This is a genomic window from Nocardioides rotundus, assembly GCF_019931675.1.
Classification (GTDB): domain Bacteria; phylum Actinomycetota; class Actinomycetes; order Propionibacteriales; family Nocardioidaceae; genus Nocardioides; species Nocardioides rotundus.
In genome coordinates this window covers 2,196,183-2,216,437 of sequence record NZ_CP082922.1, presented here as the reverse complement: position 1 = coordinate 2,216,437, position 20,255 = coordinate 2,196,183, and the positions used below count along the sequence as shown (strand labels likewise).

17 protein-coding genes are annotated in these 20,255 nt (G+C 71.3%); 11 read left to right on the top strand and 6 right to left on the bottom strand.

Annotated features, from left to right (window positions below):
• Positions 1–73 precede the first annotated feature (73 nt).
• The 5 genes from K8W59_RS10965 to K8W59_RS10945 form a co-directional block, all read right to left on the bottom strand.
• Positions 74–1,015, bottom strand: a complete 942-nt coding sequence (locus K8W59_RS10965) for a type IV toxin-antitoxin system AbiEi family antitoxin domain-containing protein (protein ID WP_223393749.1) — start codon at positions 1,013–1,015, stop codon at positions 74–76.
• Positions 1,016–1,261: 246 nt separating this feature from the next.
• Complete coding sequence (glgB, locus tag K8W59_RS10960; RefSeq protein WP_223393747.1) at positions 1,262–3,409, bottom strand: 1,4-alpha-glucan branching protein GlgB; 2,148 nt, start codon at positions 3,407–3,409, stop codon at positions 1,262–1,264.
• Entirely contained in the window at positions 3,406–4,803 is a 1,398-nt protein-coding gene (locus K8W59_RS10955) for a maltokinase N-terminal cap-like domain-containing protein (RefSeq protein ID WP_223393745.1), read from the bottom strand. The genes glgB and K8W59_RS10955 overlap by 4 nt, the downstream gene beginning before the upstream one ends.
• On the bottom strand, positions 4,800–6,494 hold the full coding sequence (gene treS, locus K8W59_RS10950) for a maltose alpha-D-glucosyltransferase (protein WP_223399788.1): 1,695 nt from the start codon (positions 6,492–6,494) through the stop codon (positions 4,800–4,802). The genes K8W59_RS10955 and treS overlap by 4 nt, the downstream gene beginning before the upstream one ends.
• Positions 6,495–6,626: 132 nt before the next feature.
• Positions 6,627–8,612 carry an alpha-1,4-glucan--maltose-1-phosphate maltosyltransferase gene (locus K8W59_RS10945; RefSeq protein ID WP_223393743.1) on the bottom strand — a complete coding sequence of 662 codons (1,986 nt, stop codon included), beginning with the start codon at positions 8,610–8,612 and terminating at the stop codon, positions 6,627–6,629.
• 99 nt (positions 8,613–8,711) lie between these two features.
• Between K8W59_RS10945 and glgP the strand changes: the two genes are divergently transcribed.
• The gene (glgP, locus tag K8W59_RS10940; RefSeq protein WP_223393741.1) at positions 8,712–11,300 is read left to right on the top strand and encodes an alpha-glucan family phosphorylase; all 2,589 of its coding nucleotides are present in this window, start codon (positions 8,712–8,714) and stop codon (positions 11,298–11,300) included.
• A 38-nt stretch (positions 11,301–11,338) separates the two neighbouring features.
• Here glgP and glgX read toward each other — a convergent pair whose 3' ends face one another.
• Positions 11,339–13,480: a glycogen debranching protein GlgX gene (gene glgX / locus K8W59_RS10935; protein ID WP_223393739.1), complete on the bottom strand. Its 2,142-nt coding sequence runs from the start codon at positions 13,478–13,480 to the stop codon at positions 11,339–11,341.
• A gap of 56 nt (positions 13,481–13,536) precedes the next feature.
• Here glgX and K8W59_RS10930 point away from each other — a divergent pair, with 56 nt between their 5' ends.
• The 10 genes from K8W59_RS10930 (at position 13,537) to K8W59_RS10885 (ending at position 20,248) form a co-directional block, all read left to right on the top strand.
• The gene (locus tag K8W59_RS10930) at positions 13,537–14,316 is read left to right on the top strand and encodes an enoyl-CoA hydratase/isomerase family protein (protein WP_317846265.1); all 780 of its coding nucleotides are present in this window, start codon (positions 13,537–13,539) and stop codon (positions 14,314–14,316) included.
• 95 nt (positions 14,317–14,411) lie between these two features.
• Positions 14,412–14,804, top strand: coding sequence for a hypothetical protein (locus K8W59_RS10925; RefSeq protein WP_223393736.1), 393 nt, complete (start codon positions 14,412–14,414; stop codon positions 14,802–14,804).
• A 147-nt stretch (positions 14,805–14,951) separates the two neighbouring features.
• On the top strand, positions 14,952–15,731 hold the full coding sequence (locus K8W59_RS10920) for an electron transfer flavoprotein subunit beta/FixA family protein (protein ID WP_223393734.1): 780 nt from the start codon (positions 14,952–14,954) through the stop codon (positions 15,729–15,731).
• A 15-nt stretch (positions 15,732–15,746) separates the two neighbouring features.
• Positions 15,747–16,700, top strand: a complete 954-nt coding sequence (locus K8W59_RS10915) for an electron transfer flavoprotein subunit alpha/FixB family protein (RefSeq protein ID WP_223393732.1) — start codon at positions 15,747–15,749, stop codon at positions 16,698–16,700.
• Positions 16,701–16,863: 163 nt separating this feature from the next.
• A complete protein-coding gene (locus tag K8W59_RS10910) occupies positions 16,864–17,052 on the top strand; it encodes a hypothetical protein (protein WP_223393730.1) in 189 nt (62 codons plus the stop codon).
• 64 nt (positions 17,053–17,116) lie between these two features.
• Entirely contained in the window at positions 17,117–18,367 is a 1,251-nt protein-coding gene (locus K8W59_RS10905; protein ID WP_223393728.1) for a glutamate-5-semialdehyde dehydrogenase, read from the top strand.
• A 19-nt stretch (positions 18,368–18,386) separates the two neighbouring features.
• Positions 18,387–18,539 carry a hypothetical protein gene (locus tag K8W59_RS10900; protein WP_223393726.1) on the top strand — a complete coding sequence of 51 codons (153 nt, stop codon included), beginning with the start codon at positions 18,387–18,389 and terminating at the stop codon, positions 18,537–18,539.
• A gap of 14 nt (positions 18,540–18,553) precedes the next feature.
• Positions 18,554–19,192 (top strand): nicotinate-nucleotide adenylyltransferase, encoded by a 639-nt coding sequence (gene nadD, locus K8W59_RS10895; protein ID WP_263283313.1) that lies wholly within the window; start codon positions 18,554–18,556, stop codon positions 19,190–19,192.
• Complete coding sequence (rsfS, locus tag K8W59_RS10890; protein WP_223393724.1) at positions 19,189–19,566, top strand: ribosome silencing factor; 378 nt, start codon at positions 19,189–19,191, stop codon at positions 19,564–19,566. The genes nadD and rsfS overlap by 4 nt, the downstream gene beginning before the upstream one ends.
• Complete coding sequence (locus K8W59_RS10885; RefSeq protein WP_223393722.1) at positions 19,559–20,248, top strand: histidine phosphatase family protein; 690 nt, start codon at positions 19,559–19,561, stop codon at positions 20,246–20,248. The genes rsfS and K8W59_RS10885 overlap by 8 nt, the downstream gene beginning before the upstream one ends.
• Positions 20,249–20,255: the final 7 nt, after the last annotated feature.

Genomic DNA, 20,255 nt, shown 5'->3' with positions numbered 1-20,255 from the left:
TGACTACCTGGGAAATGGTCAGGGCGGAGGGGCGGCCAGCGGGCTCAGCATCAGAGGGGTACGGCGACATCGACTATCCCGCCTTGCGTTCAAGACGCTGACGCAGGCGATGACAGGTCTGGCCGGGGCGGTCGTAGTCGGACCAGATGAAGCGCATCATCCCGAAGTCGGTCACCCGTCGCAGCTCGTCCTCGCGGCGCTTTTCGCGCACGACCACCTGCGACGCGTCCTCGCCGGGCTTGAGGAGGCGGGTGTACTTGATGGTCCCGTCGAACTCACCCAGCTGACCGTGAGCCGGCCAGGCGAAGTCGGTCGTTCCGATGAGGATGCCGTCCTCCCACACTTCGTACTGACAGACCGGCGCGGGGATGTTGTTCGCCCAGAACATCCAGAAGCCTCGCGATTCGCCCGGACTCTCGCGGCGTGGACTGGCCATGCGGATCGGGACGTGCAAGTGCCGAGTCCGCGGCCAGTGCCGCATCCGGTCGAACCGCTCCTTGAGCTCGTCGGGCGAGAGGTCGTCGGCGTGAAGAGCGGAGTCGAAGGAGACCAGAGCGCTCTCCGCCGTGGCCAGGGAGCCCGCCTCGATCAGAGCGCGGTCCACAGATGTCACGTTCATCCCCGCAGCCCGCGTGAGGTCGTCGTCGGGCACTTGAGCGAGGTGGTGGACCACGTCCCCTTCGACCCGCGGCCTGCCCTTGTCCAGACGGGTGACGTGCACGCGAGTGAGGTCCATGCCCCAGGTCGCGATGCCGTGTGCCACCAGCGCCGAGACATGGCTGAGGCAGACGCTGTCTCCCATCGCGTCCAAGACCGCGCGACCACGAACCAGGTGCCGTCCCTCCGGAGTGAGCGCGGTCCAGGCATCCGGGGTCGTGTAGTAGCCATGGCGGATCCGAACCCAGACACCTGCCCGGATGGTCGCCGCAACCTCCCGGTCGGACAAGCCGCTCGCCCGTGCGTCCTTGCGGGTGAAGAACCCGCGCTCTGCGGCCAGGGCAATCAGTCGATCCATGCTCCGACCGTGACGCGTGGCGGGGATCCTGAGAAGTGGAGCTTGGCGCCCCTGTGGACAAGCGGCGTCTCAGCGGGGTTGTCCACAGCCCCTGAGAGCGGTTCCGGGGTTCGCGCCCGCGTTCTTGCCGTCGACCATTTACCAGGTAGTCGTGACGCAGCCTCGCCGTACCCGGCAAATTTGCCGTGTAGAGCGACGCTGCAGCATGACTACCTGGTAAACGAACGCCGTGCGGGGTGGGTGGCGTCAGGCGCGGCGGAACCAGAGCGTGGCGAGGGGAGGTACGACGATCTCGGCCGAGGCGGGCTGGCCCCCGTACGGCTCGGGGACCGCCTCGATCGAGCCGAGGTTGCCGACGCCGGAACCGGTGTAGGCCTCGGCGTCGGTGTTGACCACCTCCTGCCAGGTGCCGGCCGAGGGCAGGCCCAGGCGGAAGCCGGAGTGCGGGACGGCCGAGAAGTTCGACACACAGACCAGGTCGGGGGAGTCCGGGGCGCGCCGGATGAAGGAGAGCACGTTGCGCCCCGCGTCGTCGGCGTCGATCCAGGAGAACCCGGCCGGGTCGGAGTCGCGCTCCCACAGCGCGGGGGTCTCCGCGTACACCCGGTTGATGTCGCGCACCGCGGCCTGCACGCCCGCGTGCTCGGGGTGGTCGGGCAGCCACCAGTCCAGCTCGCGGGACTCCGCCCACTCGGCCTCCTGGCCGAACTCCGAGCCCATGAACAGCAGCTGCTTGCCCGGGTGCGCCCACATGTAGGCCAGGTAGGCGCGCACGGTCGCCAGCTCCTGCCATCGGTCGCCCGGCATCTTGCGCAGCAGCGACCCCTTGCCGTGCACGACCTCGTCGTGGCTGATCGGCAGCACGTAGTTCTCCGAGAAGGAGTACACGAGCGGGAAGGTCATCTGGCCGTGGTGGTACTGCCGGTAGATCGGCTCGTTGGCCAGGTAGCCCAGAGTGTCGTGCATCCAGCCCATGTTCCACTTGAACCCGAAGCCCAGCCCACCGGCGTCGGTGGGGCTGGTGACGCCGGGCCAGGCGGTCGACTCCTCGGCGATCGTGACCGCGCCGGGGACCCGCCGATAGACGGTGGCGTTCATCTCCTGGAGGAACTGCACCGCCTCGAGGTTCTCCCGGCCGCCGTACCGGTTCGGCGTCCACTCGCCCTCCTCGCGCGAGTAGTCCAGATAGAGCATCGACGCCACGCCGTCGACCCGCAGCCCGTCGGCGTGGAACTCCTCCAGCCAGAACAGCGCGTTGGCGTAGAGGAAGTTGCGCACCTCGTGCCGGCCGAAGTTGAAGATGTAGGAGCCCCACTCGCGGTGCCAGCCGCGCTGCGGGTTGGGGTCCTCGTACAGCGGCGTCCCGTCGAAGCGGGGAAGCGCCCACTCGTCGGTCGCGAAGTGGCCGGGCACCCAGTCCAGGATCACCCCGATGCCGGCCTGGTGCAGCCGGTCGATGAGGTAGCGCAGGTCGTCGGGGTCGCCCAGCCGCGAGTCCGCGGCGTAGTAGCCGGTCACGTGGTAGCCCCACGACCCGCCGAACGGGTGCTGCATCACCGGCATGAACTCCACGTGCGTGAAGCCGAGGTCGGTCAGGTAGGGCACCAGCTCGTCGGCCAGCTCCCGGTAGGTCCGCCCACGCCGCCACGACGCCAGGTGCATCTCGTAGGTCGCCATCGGCCGCTGCAGCGGGTTGCGGGAGTCGCGGGCGGCCATCCAGTCCTGGTCGCCCCACTCGTAGGTCGACTCATAGACCCGCGACGACGTCCGCGGCGGCACCTCGGCGTGGAAGGCCATCGGGTCGGCCTTGTCCCGCCACTGGCCGTCGGCGCCGAGGACGGCGTACTTGTAGTGCTCGCCGTGGCCGATCCCGGGCACGAACAGCTCCCACACCCCCGAGGACCCCAGTTGCCGCATCGGGTGCTCGCGGCCGTCCCAGTGGTTGAAGTCGCCCTTCACCCGCACGCCGCGCGCATGCGGCGCCCACACCGCGAAGGACGTGCCGCTGACCCCGTTGTCGTAGTGCCGCACGTGCGCCCCGAGGACCTTCCACAGCTCCTCGTGGCGGCCCTCGTTGATCAGGTGCAGATCGGTCTCCCCGACCGTGGGCAGGTAGCGGTACGGGTCGTCCACCTCGACCGCGGGCCCGTCGTAGGCGACCCGGATCCGGTAGTCCGGCACGGTGTCGCCAGGCACCACGCCCGACCACACCCCCGCGTGCTCGTGGGTCAGCTCGACCTCGCCGCGGTCGGTCACCGCGACCACCGAGGAGGCCAGCGGCTTGAACGTCCGGATGGTCACCCCGTCCTCGCCGGCGTGGGCGCCGAGCAGGCCGTGGGGGTCGCCGTACTCGCCCGCGGCGAGCTGGTCCAGCAGGGCAGGCTCGATCGTCATGCAGCACCTCCAGCGCTGAGCTCGCGGCCGATGGCCGCCAGGGGTACGTCGACCCAGGCGGGTCGATTGCGCGTCTCGTACACGGTCTCGTAGACGGCCTTGTCCGCGACGTACGCCGTCAGCAGAGCCTGCTCGGCGTCGGTGAGCTGTCGCCCGCCGGCGTAGGCGTCCAGGAACGCGGCGCGGTTGCGGGTCGACCACTCCTCGGCCCGGAAGCGCCGCTGCCGCTCGGCCTCGTCGTGCCCGTCGCCCAGGCCCATCGCCACCACCTGCGGGGCGTAGTCGAAGGAGCGCAGCACCCCCGCGACGTCGCGCCAGGGGGAGTCGGGCAGCACCCGCTCGGCCAGCGGCTTGGCCGGCTCGCCCTCGAAGTCCACGATCTTCCACCCGTGCACCGTCCGCAGGGTCTGCCCCAGGTGCAGGTCGCCGTGCACCTGCTGGGCCCGGTCCCCGGGGTGGTTGGCCACGTCGTCGTAGGCCGCCCGCAGTGCCGCCTCGTGCTCGGCGAGCGCCGGCGCCACCGGCAGCGCCTCGTCCAGCCGGCGGTTCATCGCCTCGGCCAGCTCGCGCATCTGCTCGGGCCCCCGCTCCCGCGTGGGGAACTCCTCGGCCAGCGTGGCGTGCACCTCGGCCAGCGCCGTGCCCAGGCGAGCCGCCTCGCCGGCGAAGTCGCCGCCGACCTCGTCGGCGTGCAGGTCGCCCTCGGCGAACAGGTTGCGCACGCTGGCCAGGGCGAGATCCCACCCGTCGGTCGCCGTGCGCAGGAACTCCTGCAGCATCGCCAGGTCCACGTCCCCGCTGGAGACCCAGCCGTAGAGGGCGGCGACGTGGTCGGACCCGGCACGGGTCAGCACGTCGTGCACCGCGATGTCGGGGTTGCGACCGGGGGTGACCTTGCGGAAGACCTTCAACAGCGCGTCCTCGCCGAACATCACCGAGGAGTTCGACTGCTCCCCGGAGAACGGGGTCGAGTGCGTGGTGACGTCCAGGTCGTGGCCGGGCAGCCGGTGGAAGGACAGCCCCGGCGTCTCCGGCCGCAGCGACTCCGCGGAGTCCGCCTCGGGCGTCCGGTCCAGCTCGGCCAGCCAGGCCGCCATCGCGTCCCGGTCGTGGATCGCGTCGTAGGCGTGCACCGCCCCGTGCTCGGGGTCCTCCCAGGAGCCCACCAGCGCGTGCTCGAGCCGGTCCTGCGGTGCTGGGTAGAGGGCGAGCGGGAGCTGGTAGAGCTCCGGCTCCCCGCCGTCGTCGTACTCCACCTCGACCAGGTCGACGACCACGACCGGGTCGGTGCCGTGGCCGATCCGTCCGACCCGGCGCGTGCCGGCGACCCGCGCGGGGCGGCCCTTGCCGCCGAACCAGCGCGCGGCCGTCACATAGTCGGCGAGCGCGGTCATGCGTGTCCTCCCGGAGCCTGGGTGAGCCGGAACCAGTAGAAGCCGTAGCTGCCGAGCGTCAGCAGGTACGGCAGCTCCCCGATCGCGGGGAAGGGGACCCCGCCGAGCAGCTCCACCGGGACCATCCCCTCCCAGCGCCGCAGGTCGAGCTCGACCGGCTGGGGGAAGCGGCTCAGGTTGTTGACACACACGATCACGTCGGTGCCCGACTCCGGGTCCTCCGTGGGGGTGAACTCCCGGGCGTAGGAGAACACCGACGGGTTCGACCCACCGAGGTCGACGAACGTGCCGCGGCCGAACGCGGGGTGCTGCTTGCGCGCGTGCACCATCCGCCGGGTCCACTGCAGCAGCGAGGACGGGTTCTCCAGCTGTGCCTCGACGTTCACCCCGGCGTAGCCGTAGACCGGGTCCTGCACCGCCGGCAGGTGCAGCCGCCCGGGCGTGGCGGTGGAGAACCCCGCGTTGCGGTCGGGGGTCCACTGCATCGGCGTGCGTACGCCGTCCCGGTCGCCCAGCCAGATGTTGTCGCCCATCCCGATCTCGTCGCCGTAGTAGAGGACGGGGGAGCCGGGCAGCGAGAGCAGCATCGCGGTGAACAGCTCGATCTGGTTCTGGTCGTTGTCCAGCAGCGGGGCGAGCCGGCGGCGGATGCCGATGTTGGCCTTCATCCGCGGGTCCTTGGCGTACTCCGCCCACATGTAGTCGCGGTCCTCGTCGGTGACCATCTCCAGGGTCAGCTCGTCGTGGTTGCGCAGGAAGATGCCCCACTGGCAGCCCTCGGGGATCTGCGGGGTCTGCTCGAGGATCTCCGAGATGGGGTAGCGCGACTCGCGGCGCACGCCCATGAACAGCCGCGGCATGACGGGGAAGTGGAAGGCCATGTGGCACTCGTCGCCGCCGACGGCGGTGTCGCCGAAGTACTCCACCACGTCGGCCGGCCACTGGTTCGCCTCGCACAGCAGCACCGTGCCGGGGTAGTTCTCGTCGACGAAGCTGCGGACCCGCTTGAGCATGTCGTGGGTCTCGGGCAGGTTCTCGCCGTTGGTGCCGGGCCGCTCGTAGAGGTAGGGCACCGCGTCCAGCCGGAAGCCGTCCAGGCCCATGTCCAGCCAGAACTGCATCGCGTCCAGCATCTCCTGCTGGACCTTCGGGTTGTCGAAGTTGAGGTCGGGCTGGTGGTGGAAGAACCGGTGCCAGTAGTACTGCTGGCGGACCGGGTCCCAGGTCCAGTTCGACGGCTCGGTGTCGACGAAGATGATCCGGGCGTCCTGGTAGAGGTCGTCGGAGTCGGACCAGACGTAGTAGTCGCCGTAGGGCCCGTCCGGGTCGCGCCGCGACTCCTGGAACCACTGGTGCTGGTCGCTGGTGTGGTTCATGACGAAGTCGATGATCACCCGGATGCCGCGCTCGTGCGCCTGCGCGACGAACTCCCGGAAGTCCTCGACCGTCCCGCACTCGGGGAGGATGTCGGTGTAGTCGGCGACGTCGTACCCGCCGTCACGCAGCGGCGAGGTGAAGAACGGCGGCACCCACAGGCAGTCCACGCCCAGCCAGTGCAGGTAGTCCAGCTTCTCGGTCAGCCCCTTGAAGTCGCCGACGCCGTCGCCGTTGGAGTCGCGGAAGGAGCGGACCAGGACCTCGTAGAACACCGCGCCCTTGAACCAGTCCGGCTCCTCGCCGAGCACCGCCAGCTCGCTGGTGGAGCCGCGCGCTTCGGTGGTCGAGCCGTGCCCTTCGCTGGTCGAGCCGCGCGCTTCGCTGGTCGAGCCGCGTGCTTCGCTGGTCGAGCCGCGCGCTTCGCTGGTCGAGCCTGTCGAGACCACTCAGACCTCCCTCACGGCCAGGATGTGCGCGGGCTCGTGGTGCGGGTCGAGCCGCACGTAGTCGTGCGCGTGCCAGGTCCAGGTCTGGTCGCTCAGCTCGTCGTGCACGACGAACGAGTCGCCCCAGTCCAGCCCGAGCGCCGGCATGTTCAGGTGCACCGTGGTCTCCCGAGTGTTGTGCGGGTCCAGGTTGAGCACCACGATCACCGTGTCGCCGGTGATCCGGTCGTGCTTGGAGAAGCAGATCGTGTGGTCGTCGTCGGTGTGGTGCACCGTGAGGTCGCGCAGCTGCTGGAGCGCGGGGTGCGCGCGGCGGATCTCGTTGAGCCGGGTGAGGTACGGCGCCAGCGTCTGGCCGCTCGCCTCCGCCGTCGCCCAGTCCCGGACCCGGATCTGGTACTTCTCCGAGTCCAGGTACTCCTCGCTGCCCGGCCGGACGGCCACGTGCTCGAAGAGCTCGTAGCCGGAGTAGACGCCCCAGCTCGGGGAGCCCATCGCGGCGAGGACGGCGCGGATCTTGAAGGCCGGCGGGCCGCCGTACTGCAGGAACTCGTGCAGGATGTCCGGCGTGTTGACGAAGAAGTTCGGCCGCATCAGGTGGTCGGACTCGCCGGACACCTCGCGCAGGTAGTCCTCCACCTCGCCCTTCTCGGTGCGCCAGGTGAAATAGGTGTAGGACTGGTGGTAGCCGATCGCGCCGAGCCCGTGCATCATCGGCGGTCGGGTGAACGCCTCGGACAGGAAGATCACGTCCGGGTCGGTCTCGCGGATCTCGCCCAGCAGCCGCTCCCAGAACTCCAGCGGCTTGGTGTGCGGGTTGTCCACGCGGAAGATCCGCACCCCGTGGGACATCCACAGCCGGACCACCCGCAGCACCTCGGCGTAGATCCCCTCGGGGTCGTTGTCGAAGTTGATCGGGTAGATGTCCTGGTACTTCTTCGGCGGGTTCTCCGCGTAGGCGATCGTGCCGTCCGCGCGGGTGGTGAAGAACTCCGGGTGCTCGCTCACCCAGGGGTGATCGGGTGCGGCCTGCAGCGCCAGGTCCAGGGCGATCTCCAGGTCCAGCTCGCGGGCCCGGGCGACGAACGCGTCGAAGTCCTCGAAGGTGCCGAGGTCGGGGTGGATCGCGTCGTGGCCGCCGTCCTTGGAGCCGATCGCCCACGGGGATCCGGTGTCCTCCGGGCCGGGCGTGAGGGTGTTGTTCGGCCCCTTGCGGTTGACCTCGCCGATCGGGTGGATCGGCGGGAGGTAGACGACGTCGAAGCCCATGGCGGCCGCCCGCTCCAGGCCGGAGACGGCGGTGCGGAAGGTGCCGCTGGTGACCCTGCCCGTCGCGGGGTCCTCGGTGGCGCCCTCGGAGCGGGGGAAGAACTCGTACCACGAGCCGACGAGCGCGCGGTTGCGGTCGGCGTACGCCGGGAAGGGGCCGTCGACGCTCACCAGCTCGCGCAGCGGGTGGTCGTGCAGCACCTGCTCCAGCTCGGGGTCCTGCAGCGCCGCGAGCCGTGCCTCGACCGGGCGGATTGTGTCGGTGGCGGCCGCCAGGCCGGCCTGCAGCACCTCGGTGTCGCGGGCGTCGAGCCCCGGCTCCCGCAGCACCCGCTCGAGGAGCAGCCGGGCCTCGGTGAACATCAGGTCCACGTCGACGCCGGCGCGGATCTTCACGTCAGCGTGGTGCTCCCACGTGGCGATCGGGTCCGACCAGGCCCGGATCTCGAAGGTCCACGCACCCTCGGCGTCCGGGGTCACCCAGGCGGTGTGCAGGTCGGGGACCGTGGGGTGCTTCTCCATCCGCACGGGGTCGCGCCGGGTGCCGGAGGGATCGGTGAGGACGACCTCGGCCGAGAGCCGGTCGTGTCCCTCGCGGAAGACGCGCGCCGTGACGGGGAAGGGCTCGCCGACGGTGGCCTTGGCGGGCAGCCGGCCCCGGTCGACGAGCGGGGTGACGTCCATGATCGGGATGCGTCCGACACTGGTGCGAGGCATGGGCGTCAGACTTCCCGCTCGACCGGGTCCCGTGCAAGCCGCTCACCCGCACGGGCGAGGATTGTTGGATCGATCCAACCTTGGCTGTACCGTCCTCCCGTGCGTGCCATCCGTCGCTTCACCGTCCGCCCCGTCCTGCCGCCGCAGCTGGCCGCGCTCAGCGAGCTGGCCGCGAACCTGCGGTGGTCCTGGCACCCCCCGACGCAGGCGGTCTTCCGCGACGTCGACCCGGCCGCCTGGAAGGCGGTCGGCCACGACCCGGTGCGCCTGCTCGGCGCGGTGAGCCGGGAGCGGTGGGCGGGGCTGGCGGCGCACGCCGGCTTCCTCGAGCGGCTCGCCGCGGTGCGCGCCGACCTGGCGACGTACCTCTCCGACGACCGGTGGTACGCCCAGCGCGCGGGGGAGGACGCGCCCCGGCAGATCGCCTACTTCTCCCCGGAGTACGGCATTACCGCGGTGCTCCCGCAGTACTCCGGTGGCCTGGGCATCCTGGCCGGCGACCACCTCAAGGCCGCCAGCGACCTGGGCATCCCGCTGACCGGCGTCGGGCTGCTCTACAAGTACGGCTACTTCAAGCAGTCGCTGAACCGCGACGGCTGGCAGCAGGAGACCTACCCCGTCCTCGACCCCGACGAGCTGCCGCTCAGCGTGCTGCGCGAGTCCGACGGGTCGCGCGCCACGGTGACCATCCCGCTGCCCGACGGCCCCGACCTGGTCGCCCGCATCTGGGTCGCACAGGTGGGCCGGGTGCCGCTGCTCCTGCTCGACTCCGACGTGGAGGAGAACCCGCAGCACTACCGCGAGGTGACCGACCGGCTGTACGGCGGCACCACCGAGCACCGCCTCCGCCAGGAGCTGCTGCTGGGCGTCGGCGGCGTCCGCGCCCTGCGGGCGTGGTCCCGGATCGCCGGCGCGCCGGCACCGGAGGTCTTCCACACCAACGAGGGGCACGCGGGCTTCCTCGGGCTGGAGCGGATCCGCGAGCTGACCGTCGCCGACGGCGGTCCGGCCCTGGACTTCGACACCGCGCTCGAGGTGACCCGCGCCGGCACCGTCTTCACCACCCACACGCCGGTCCCGGCCGGCATCGACCGCTTCCCGCGGGAGCTGGTCGAGCAGTACTTCGGCGGCGGCTCCTCGCCGGTCCCGGGCGTCCCCGTCGAGCGGGTGCTCGCCCTGGGGTCGGAGGACTACGAGGGCGGCGACGCCGGCGTGTTCAACATGGCGGTGATGGGCTTCCGCCTCGCCCAGCGGGCCAACGGCGTCTCCCAGCTGCACGGCCACGTCTCGCGGCACATGTTCAACGGCCTGTGGCCCGCCTTCGACGAGGCCGAGGTGCCGATCACCTCGATCACCAACGGCGTGCACGCGCCCACCTGGGTCGCCGACGAGGTCTTCGAGCTGGCCGAGGCCGACGGCGTCCCGCGCGACAGCGCCGACCTGGACGCCTTCTGGGACCTGGTCGACCGGATCCCCGCCGACCGGATCTGGACCCTCAAGCGCTCCCTGCGGCAGAACCTGGTGCAGGACGCGCGCGAGCGGATCGCCAAGTCCTGGCGCAAGCGGGGCGCCGCGTCCGCCGAGCTCGGCTGGATCGACACGGCGCTGGACCCCGACGTGCTGACCATCGGCTTCGCACGGCGAGTGCCGACGTACAAGCGCCTCACCCTGATGCTGCGCGACCCCGAGCGGCTCAAGCGGCTGCTGCTCGACCCGGAGCGGCCGATCCAGCTGGTGATCGCCGGCAAGTCGCACCCGGCGGACGAGACCGGCAAGCGGCTGATCCAGGAGATGGTGCGGTTCGCCGACGATCCGGAGGTCCGGCACCGGATCGCGTTCCTGCCGAACTACGACATCGCGATGGCGCAGCCGCTCTACCCCGGCTGCGACGTGTGGCTCAACAACCCGCTGCGGCCCTACGAGGCGTGCGGCACCTCGGGGATGAAGGCGGCCCTCAGCGGCGGGCTGAACCTCTCCATCCTCGACGGCTGGTGGGATGAGTGGTACGACGGCCGCAACGGCTGGGCGATCCCGTCGGCCGACGGCGTCGACGACCCGGACCGGCGCGACGACCTGGAGGCCGCCGCGCTCTACGACCTGCTGGAGAACGAGGTCGCCCCCCGGTTCTACGACCGGGACGACGCCGGGATCCCGCAGGGCTGGCTGGACATGGTCCGGCACACGCTGAAGTCGCTGGGCCCCAAGGTGCTCGCGACCCGGCAGGTGCGCGACTACGTCGAGCAGCTCTACGCCCCGGCGGCGCGGAGCTCGCGCGCCCTCAACGACGACTACGAGGGCGCCCGTGCGCTCGCGTCGTGGAAGCAGCGCACCAAGGCCGGCTGGTCGCAGGTCCGCGTGGAGCATGTGGAGTCCGGCGACGTGGGGGACGCGCCCGAGGTCGGGCAGACCCTGTCGGTGCGGGCCTTCGTCGCGCTCGGCGACCTCGCTCCCGACGACGTCGACGTCCAGGTGGTCGCGGGCTCCCCGAGCAGCGAGGACGCCCTGAGCGACCCCGCCGTGGCCTCGATGCAGCCGGTGGAGTCCTACGAGGGCGGCCGGTACCGCTACGACGCCGAGGTGACCCTGGACCGCGCGGGCGCGTTCGGCTACACCGTGCGCGTCGTACCGCGGCACCGCGGCATCGCCTCGGTCGCCGAGATGGGGCTCGCCGCGCTCCCCGCCGGCTGACCCTGTCCAAGCCGACTCGGCGGACGGGTGGGGTGGCGTCAGGCCTCGCGGAGGACCAGCACCGAGCGCCCGGCGAGCGTGATCGTGCTCCCCGCCTCGAGGAGCTCGCCCTCGGGGTGGCCCTCGTCGGTGGAGAGCACCACCTCGCCGCGCTGCACCCACTGGTTCTCCGGCAGCGTGACCTCGACCGGATCGGTGCCCGCGTGCAGCCACACCAGGAACGACGCGTCGTGCTGCTGCTCGCCGTGCCGTCCGGGGGAGCGGAGCGGGTCGCCGGACAGGAACATCGACAGCGTGCGCAACCCCTCGTCGTACCAGTCCGCCTCGGTCATCTCCCGGCCCGACGGGTGCAGCCAGGCCAGATCCTTCGGGCCGCCGGGCACGACGGGCTCGCCGGCGAAGTGGTGCCGCTGCCGCAGGGTCTCGTGCGAGCGCCGCAGCCGCAGCGCGGCCCGCGCGGTCTCGTAGACGTCCAGCCAGGCGTCGTCGGGACTCCAGTCGACCCAGGAGATCTGGTTGTCCTGGCAGTAGGCGTTGTTGTTCCCGTCCTGGGTGCGGCCGCGCTCGTCGCCGGCGGTGATCATCGGCGAGCCCGACGACAGCGCGAGGGTGACCAGCATGTTCTTGGCCTGGCGCCGGCGCAGCGCGTCGATCTGCGGGTCGTCGGTCGGGCCCTCGACGCCGTAGTTGTCCGACCGGTTGTCGTTCGACCCGTCCCGGTTGCTCTCCTTGTTGGCCTCGTTGTGCTTGCGTTCGTAGGAGACCAGGTCGCGCAGCGTGAAGCCGTCGTGCGCGGTGACGAAGTTGACCGAGGCGTACGGCGAGCGGCCGTCGTCGGCGTAGAGGTCCGAGGAGCCCGCCAGGCGCGAGGCCATCTCCCGCGGGGAGGTGCGACCGCGCCAGAAGTCGCGGACCGCGTCGCGGTAGGTGTCGTTCCACTCCACCCACGGCGGGGGGAACGAGCCGACGAGGTAGCCGTCCATCGAGGCGTCCCACGGCTCGGCGATCAGCTTCACATAGCGCAGCACCGGGTCCTGCCCGATCGTGGTGAGGAAGGCGCCGGCCATGTCGATGTCGTGGCCGGTGCGCGCCAGCGCCGAGGCGAGGTCGAAGCGGAACCCGTCGACGTGGAACTCGGTCACCCAGTAGCGCAGGGAGTCCAGGATGAGGCGGAGCGCGCCGACGTTGGTGGCGTCCACGGTGTTGCCGCAGCCGGTGACGTCCCAGTAGGCGTCGCCGGTGGTGCCCGACCGCTTGTAGAAGCCGAGGTCGTCCAGCCCGCGGAAGGAGTACGCCGGCCCGTCGGGTCCCCCCTCGGCCGTGTGGTTGTAGACCACGTCGAGGAAGACCTCGATCCCGGCGTCGTGGAAGGCCTTGACCATCGCCTTGAACTCCGCGATCTGCTCGCCGCGGTCGCCGGCGGAGGAGTAGGCGCCGTGCGGCGCGAGGAAGCCGATGGTGTTGTAGCCCCAGTAGTTCACCAGCCCGCGCTCGGCCACGGCCGGCTCGGTGGCGAACTGCTGCACCGGCAGCAGCTCGACCGCGGAGACCCCGAGCTCGCTGAGGTAGTCGGTGACCACCGGGTGGCCCAGCCCGGCGTAGGTGCCGCGCAGCTCCTCGGGGATCCGGTCATGCAGCTCGGTGAAACCCTTCACGTGCAGCTCGTAGATGACGGTGTCCCGCCAACGGGTGCGCAGCCGCCGGTCCTCGCCCCAGTCGAAGTCGTCCTCGGCGACGACGACGCAGCGCGGCATGGAGCCGGCGGAGTCGACCTCCGAGCGGACGGCCGGGTCCTCCGGATCGTGCGGGAGCGTCTCCGGGCCGGGACGCACCTCGCCGGTGACCGCCTTGGCGTAGGGATCCAGCAGCAGCTTGGCCGGGTTGAACCGGTGGCCGCGCTCCGGAGCCCACGGCCCGTCCGCGCGCAGGCCGTAGAGCTGGCCGGGGGAGACCCCGGGGATGGCGCCGTGCCACACGCCGAGCGTGTGCTCGGTGAGCTGGTGCCGGGTCTCGTTGCCCTCCTCGTCGAAGAGGCAGACCCACAGCGCGGTCGCCTCCGGTGCGCGCACCGCGAAGTTGGTCGCGTCCTCGCTCCAGGTCGCGCCGAGCTGCTGGTGGAAGCCCGGCCAGACGGGGGCGGTCTCGTCGCGGCTGTGCCAGCGCCAGGTGGGGAGGCTCACCGGGCCATCATGCCGTGTCACCCGCCGGCCCCCGACGGCTGGTTAGAGTGCCCATCATGACCGAGTTCGTACGCCTCGAGGTCGCCGACGGTGTTGCCACCCTCCGGCTGGACCGCCCGAAGATGAACGCCCTCAACGCCCAGGTGCAGGAGGAGATCCGGCTCGCCGCGCAGGAGGCGACCGAGCGGGACGATGTGAAGGCCGTGGTGATCTACGGCGGCGAGAAGGTCTTCGCCGCCGGCGCGGACATCAAGGAGATGGCCGAGCAGTCCTACACCGACATGGTCTCCCGCTCGGCCGCGCTGCAGACGGCCTTCGCCACCGTCGCGAGGATCCCGAAGCCGGTGGTCGCGGCGGTGACCGGCTACGCCCTCGGCGGAGGCTGCGAGCTGGCCCTGTGCGCCGACGTGCGCTTCGCCGCCGAGGACGCCGTGCTCGGCCAGCCCGAGATCCTCCTCGGGATCATCCCCGGCGCGGGCGGCACCCAGCGGCTCACCCGCCTGGTCGGGCCGAGCCGGGCCAAGGACCTCATCTTCACGGGCCGGTTCGTCAAGGCCGACGAGGCGCTGCGCATCGGGCTGGTGGACCGGGTCGTGCCCGCCGAGCAGGTGTACGACGAGGCGCTGGCCTGGGCGCGCCAGTTCGCCGGGGGCGCGAGCTTCGCCCTGCGGGCCGCCAAGGAGGCCATCGACAGCGGCCTCGAGGTCGACCTGGCCACCGGGCTGGAGATCGAGCGCCAGCAGTTCGCCGCACTGTTCGCGACCGAGGACCAGAAGATCGGCATGCGCTCGTTCGTGGAGAACGGGCCGGGCAAGGCCGAGTTCAAGGGCGCCTGAACCTGACTGGCCGGTAACCTCGGGCTCCCGGGCTCGTTGGTCCCCCTGACCGGGGACCCCACGCTCCGGTGCACCGACCAGGGAGGGAACCCGCCATGGCCAAGGCCGACGAGCACGAGAAGACCGAGAAGACCGGCAAGGACGAGAGCGCCAAGAGCGGGAGGAACCGCAGCATGGACGTGGCCGCGATCAGGGCGAAGGCCGCGCAGGTCGTCTGGCTGATCTGCCTGGCCTGCGCGCTGCTGCTCATCGTCGGTGCGCTCCTCATCGCGTTGGACGCGAACGGCAAGAACGAGCTGGTGCGCTTCGTCAAGGGCGCCGCGGACAACGTCGACCTGGGCTTCTTCGACCGGCAGAACGGCATCTTGAAGTTCGACGAGGGCTCGCCGCGCTCGCGCGTGGTGAAGAACGCCCTGGTCAACTGGGGCCTCGGCGGGGTCGTGTGGCTGATCATCGGCCGCGTGGCCTCCCGGCTCGTCCGCGGCTGAGCCCCGCGTGGAGCCGGTCACACACCGCGTGAGGCATCCCACGCGGACGGCCGTGGTCGCCGTACCGACTGGCTAGTAACGTCAGCCAGACCATCCGATCGCAAGGAGGGGCCCGCAGGGCCAGTCACCATGAACATTGTCGTATGTGTGAAGTACGTGCCGGACGCGACAGGCGACCGGCGGTTCGAGTCGGACAACACCGTGGACCGCGAGGGCGTCGACGGGCTGCTCTCCGAGCTCGACGAGTACGCCGTCGAGCAGGCGCTGCAGCTGAAGGAGAAGGCCGGTGACGACACCACGGTGACCGCCCTGTCCGTCGGCCCCGAGGCCGGCGTCGACGCGGTGCGCAAGGCGCTGCAGATGGGCGCGGACTCCGGCGTGCACGTGGTCGACGACGCGGTCGCCGGCTCCGACGCGATCGCCACCTCGCTGGTGCTGGCCAAGGCCGTGGAGAAGATCTCCGGCGAGAACAAGGTCGACCTGGTGGTGTGCGGCATGGGCTCCACCGACGGCGCCATGGGCGTCGTCCCCGCCATGCTCGCCGAGCGCCTCGGGCTGCCCCAGGTCACCATGGCCTCGGTCATCGAGAGCCAGGGCGACCAGGTGCGGGTCAAGCGCGACGGCGACACCGCCACCGAGGTCGTCGGCGCCACCATGCCGCTCGTGCTGAGCGTGACCGACCAGTCCGGCGAGGCCCGCTACCCCTCCTTCAAGGGGATCATGGCGGCGAAGAAGAAGCCGCTGGAGACCTACTCGCTCTCCGACATCGGCGTCGAGGCCGACAAGGTCGGCCTGGCCGTGGCGTGGACGCAGGTGGAGGACACCACCGAGCGCCCGCCGCGCACGCAGGGCGAGGTCGTCACCGACGAGGACGGCTCGGGCGCGCAGGCGCTGGTCGACTTCCTCGCGTCGAAGAAGTTCATCTGAGGAGCTGGGAGAGTCATGTCTGAGGTTCTGGTCCTGATCGACCACGCGGACGGCAAGGTCCGCAAGCCCACCTTCGAGCTGCTGACCCTGGCCCGCCGCCTCGGCGAGCCCTCGGCCGTCTTCATCGGCCCGGCCGACCAGGCCGACGCCGCCGTCGAGGCCGTCAAGCAGTACGGCGCGGAGAAGGTCTACACCATCGACGACGCCGAGATCCGCGGCTTCCTGGTGGCCCCCAAGGCCGAGGCGCTGCAGCAGCTGGCGGAGAAGACCTCGCCGGCCGCGATCCTCATCCCCTCCACCGTCGAGGGCAAGGAGGTCGCCGGGCGGCTGGCGATCAAGCTCGACTCCGGGCTGATCACCGACGCCGTCGACGTCGAGGAGGGCCCCGTCACGACCCAGTCCGTCTTCGCGGGCAACTACACGGTCAAGGCGAAGGTCACCCAGGGCACGCCGATCATCACGGTCAAGCCCAACTCCGCGACCCCGGAGGCGGCCGACGGCGCCGCGGCCCGCGAGGACTTCGCGGCCACCGTGTCCGACGCCGCCAAGGGCGCGCAGATCGTGGCCTCGCAGCCGCGGAAGGCGACCGGCCGCCCCGAGCTGACCGAGGCCGCGATCGTGGTCGCCGGCGGTCGTGGCACCGGCGGCAACTTCGAGCCGGTGGAGAAGCTGGCCGACTCCCTGGGCGCCGCCGTGGGCGCGTCCCGCGCGGCCGTCGACTCCGGCTGGATCCAGCACTCCTTCCAGATCGGGCAGACCGGCAAGACCGTCTCGCCGCAGCTCTACATCGCCGGCGGCATCTCCGGTGCGATCCAGCACCGGGCCGGCATGCAGACCTCCAAGACGATCGTCGCGGTCAACAAGGACGAGGAGGCGCCGATCTTCGAGCTGGTCGACTTCGGCGTCGTGGGCGACCTGCACTCGGTGTTCCCCTCCGTGGCCGAGAAGACCGAGGAGCGCAAGGGCTGAACGGTCCAGCCGCCTGACGTGGTGCGGCGGGTCGGTGTCACCAGATGACACCGGCCCGCCGCGCTGTCTCTCCGGTCAGCGGGCTCTGGCGTCAGCGCGGGCGGAGCCCTAGCGTGGTCCGTGTCCTGAACTCGAGCCGCCTGCAGCCCTCGCGAGGAACCTCATGAACGTCCTGGTCGCCCTGGTCATCGTCCTGGCAGTGGTCGTTGCTGCCCTGATCGTTGCTGCACTCGTCGTGGTCCTGCGCGGGCGGCGTGCGGCGGAGAGCCGCGCTGAGGGGCAGGCGGAGTACTGCGCCGTCGAGGCGCCCGAGCCGGAGATCGACATCGAGCGGCACGAGGGTCCGCGCTGACCTGAGCCGTCCCGTCCCTGGGACGCCGCGCGTCTGCGCCGGGCCCGCTCCTAGGATCGGGTGCATGGACGTCACCGCGGAGCTGGAGGCCGTCGCCCGTCGTGCGCGCACGGCGAGCCTGGACCTGGCGCTGGCCACGCGTGCGGCGAAGGACTCCGCGCTGAGGGCCATGGCCGACCGCCTGGAGGAGCGGGCCCAGGACGTGCTGACGGCCAACGCCGAGGACCTCGCCCGCGCGGAGGAGTCCGGCACGCCCGACCACCTGCTCGACCGGCTCCGGCTGACCGAGGAGCGGGTCGCCGGCATGGCCGAGGGGCTGCGCGAGGTCGCCGGCCTGCCCGACCCAGTCGGCGAGGTGCTGCGCGGTGGCACCCTGGCCAACGGGCTGGAGCTGCGCCAGGTCCGCGTCCCCTTCGGCGTGGTGGGGATGATCTACGAGGCCCGGCCCAACGTGACCGCCGACGCCGCCGGGATCTGCCTGAAGTCCGGGAACGCCGTCCTGCTGCGCGGGTCCTCCTCGGCCCGGTCCAGCAACGCCGCGATCGCCGGCGTGCTGCGCGACGCGGTGGAGTCGACCGGCCTGCCCGCGGACGCGATCCAGCTGGTGCCGGGGGACTCCCACGACGCGGTGAAGGCGCTGATGCGGGCCCGCGGGCTGGTCGACGTCCTGGTCCCGCGCGGGGGAGCCGGGCTGATCAGCTCCGTCGTCGAGCAGTCGACCGTGCCGGTGATCGAGACCGGCGTCGGCAACTGTCATGTGTACGTCGACCGGGCAGCCGACCTGGACAAGGCGCTGGCCATCGTGCTGAACGCCAAGACCCACCGCCCGAGCGTGTGCAACGCGGCGGAGTCCCTGCTGGTGCATGCCGACGTGGCCGGGGAGTTCCTGCCCCGGGTGGTGCGGGCGCTGCAGGAGGCCGGGGTGACGGTGCACGGGGATGCGGCGTTCGCGGCGTACGACGGCGTGCTGCCCGCAGGCGAGGAGGACTGGGACACCGAGTACCTCGCCCTCGAGCTGGCGGCGGCCGTCGTACCCTCCCTCGACGCGGCGCTGGAGCACATCCGAGAGCACTCCACCCAGCACAGCGAGGCGATCGTCACCGAGGACCAGGGCGCGGCACGCCGGTTCACGGCGGCCGTGGACGCGGCGGCGGTGCTGGTCAACGCCTCGACGCGCTTCACCGACGGGGGAGAGTTCGGCTTCGGTGCGGAGATCGGGATCTCCACCCAGAAGCTGCACGCCCGCGGTCCGATGGGCCTGCCGGAGATGACGTCGACGAAGTACGTCGTCACCGGTGACGGTCACGTCCGCTGATCCCGTTATGATGCGGCCCATGCTGAGCACCGCCACGATCCTGGCCACCGAGGGTGGGTCCGAAGCCGCTGCCCCCTGGATCCCCTACGCCATCGGCGTCGGGGCCCTGGGCATCCTGCTGTTCGCCCTGGTGGGCCTGGTCGCCTTCGGCGCGGGACGCGATCACAGCTGAACACCCGGACCGCGATCGAGGGCCGGTCACGCCGCGTGGGCGTGATGGGCGGGACGTTCGACCCCATCCACCACGGCCACCTGGTCGCAGCCTCGGAGGTGCAGTCCTGGTTCGACCTGGACGAGGTGATCTTCGTCCCGACCGGTGCGCCCTGGCAGAAGTCCGACCGTGAGGTGAGCCCGGCGGAGGACCGCTACCTGATGACGGTGGTGGCGACCGCGGCCAACCCGCGGTTCACCGTCTCCCGCGTGGACATCGACCGCAACGGGCCGACGTACACCATCGACACCCTGCGGGACCTGCGCGCCGAGATGCCGGACGCGGAGCTCTACTTCATCACCGGCGCGGACGCGCTGGCCGACATCTTCACCTGGCGCGACGCCGACGAGCTGTTCTCCCTGGCGAACTTCGTGGGCTGTACCCGCCCCGGCTATGCGATGGATCCTGAGACGCTCGCCAAGATCCCGGCCGACAGGGTCACCATGGTGGAGATCCCCGCCCTGGCCATCTCCTCCACCGACTGCCGCGAGCGCAAGAAGCGCGGCGAGCCGGTGTGGTACCTCGTGCCGGACGGCGTCGTCCAGTACATCGCCAAGCACAACCTCTACCCGGGTCCCGACCCGGTGCCGACCGATTGGGAGCACCCCGCATGACCGCCACCGACCACGCTCTGGAGCTGGTCCGGGTCGCCGCGCTCGCCGCGGCCGACAAGCTCGCGAAGGACGTCGTCGCGTTCGACGTCAGCGACCAGCTCGCGATCACCGACGCCTTCCTCGTCGCCTCCGGCAGCAACGACCGGCAGGTCCGCGCGATCGTCGAGGAGGTCGAGGACAGGCTGCGCGAGGTCGACGCCAAGCCGATCCGTCGCGAGGGGCACCGCGAGGGTCGCTGGGTGCTGCTGGACTACGGCGACCTGGTGGTGCACGTCCTGCACGAGGAGGAGCGGCAGTTCTACGCCCTCGAGCGGCTCTGGCGCGACACCCCCTCCATCGAGCTGCCGGCCGAGGTCACGGCCGCCCATGACTGAGGCGGCTGCACCCCGCACCCTCGTCCTGGTCCGGCACGGGCAGACCGCCTGGAACTACCTCGGGCGGGCCCAGGGGCACATCGACGTCGAGCTGGACGAGACCGGCCACGGCCAGGCCTCCAGCGTCGCCCCGACCCTCGCGGCGATGCGGCCCTCGCGGCTGTGGACCAGCGACCTGACCCGCGCGCGCCAGTCGATGGCGTACGTCGAGAAGCGGACCGGCCTGGTCGCGACCCCGGACCCGCGGCTGCGTGAGTTCGACCTGGGTGTGCGCTCGGGGCTGACGATCCCGGAGTTCGCCCAGCGCTTCCCCGAGGAGCACGCGGCCTGGCTGCGCGACGACGAGTCGCTGCTGGTGCGCGGGTCGGAGAGCACGGTGCAGGTACGGGCCCGGCTCGCGGCCGTGCTCACCGAGTGCCTGGACGAGCTGGCGCCGGGGGAGACCGGCATCGTGATGATGCACGGCGCCTCCGGCATGGTCGGCATCGCGGCGCTGCTCGGGTGGAGCGACGACGCCCGACGCCACCTCCGCGGGATGGACAACTGCGGCTGGGCGGTCCTCGCGGAGCACCCGCACAAGGGCGGGCTGCGGCTGGCGGCCTACAACGTGACGGGCGGTCGGCAGTTCACCGGGACCGAGCCTGCGGGGGTCGATTTCGCGTCGGGCACCGACGCCCGCTAACATCGTC

Bases quoted from the DNA above. Each gene is read 5' to 3' on its own strand.
- K8W59_RS10965 (WP_223393749.1), bottom strand. From the start codon at position 1,015: ATGGATCGACTGATTGCCCTGGCCGCAGAGCGCGGGTTCTTCACCCGC.
- glgB (WP_223393747.1), bottom strand. From the start codon at position 3,409: ATGACGATCGAGCCTGCCCTGCTGGACCAGCTCGCCGCGGGCGAGTAC.
- K8W59_RS10955 (WP_223393745.1), bottom strand. From the start codon at position 4,803: ATGACCGCGCTCGCCGACTATGTGACGGCCGCGCGCTGGTTCGGCGGC.
- K8W59_RS10945 (WP_223393743.1), bottom strand. From the start codon at position 8,612: ATGCCTCGCACCAGTGTCGGACGCATCCCGATCATGGACGTCACCCCG.
- K8W59_RS10930 (WP_317846265.1), top strand. From the start codon at position 13,537: ATGACCGAGTTCGTACGCCTCGAGGTCGCCGACGGTGTTGCCACCCTC.
- K8W59_RS10925 (WP_223393736.1), top strand. From the start codon at position 14,412: ATGGCCAAGGCCGACGAGCACGAGAAGACCGAGAAGACCGGCAAGGAC.
- K8W59_RS10915 (WP_223393732.1), top strand. From the start codon at position 15,747: ATGTCTGAGGTTCTGGTCCTGATCGACCACGCGGACGGCAAGGTCCGC.
- K8W59_RS10910 (WP_223393730.1), top strand. From the start codon at position 16,864: ATGAACGTCCTGGTCGCCCTGGTCATCGTCCTGGCAGTGGTCGTTGCT.
- K8W59_RS10905 (WP_223393728.1), top strand. From the start codon at position 17,117: ATGGACGTCACCGCGGAGCTGGAGGCCGTCGCCCGTCGTGCGCGCACG.
- K8W59_RS10900 (WP_223393726.1), top strand. From the start codon at position 18,387: ATGCTGAGCACCGCCACGATCCTGGCCACCGAGGGTGGGTCCGAAGCC.
- rsfS (WP_223393724.1), top strand. From the start codon at position 19,189: ATGACCGCCACCGACCACGCTCTGGAGCTGGTCCGGGTCGCCGCGCTC.
- K8W59_RS10885 (WP_223393722.1), top strand. From the start codon at position 19,559: ATGACTGAGGCGGCTGCACCCCGCACCCTCGTCCTGGTCCGGCACGGG.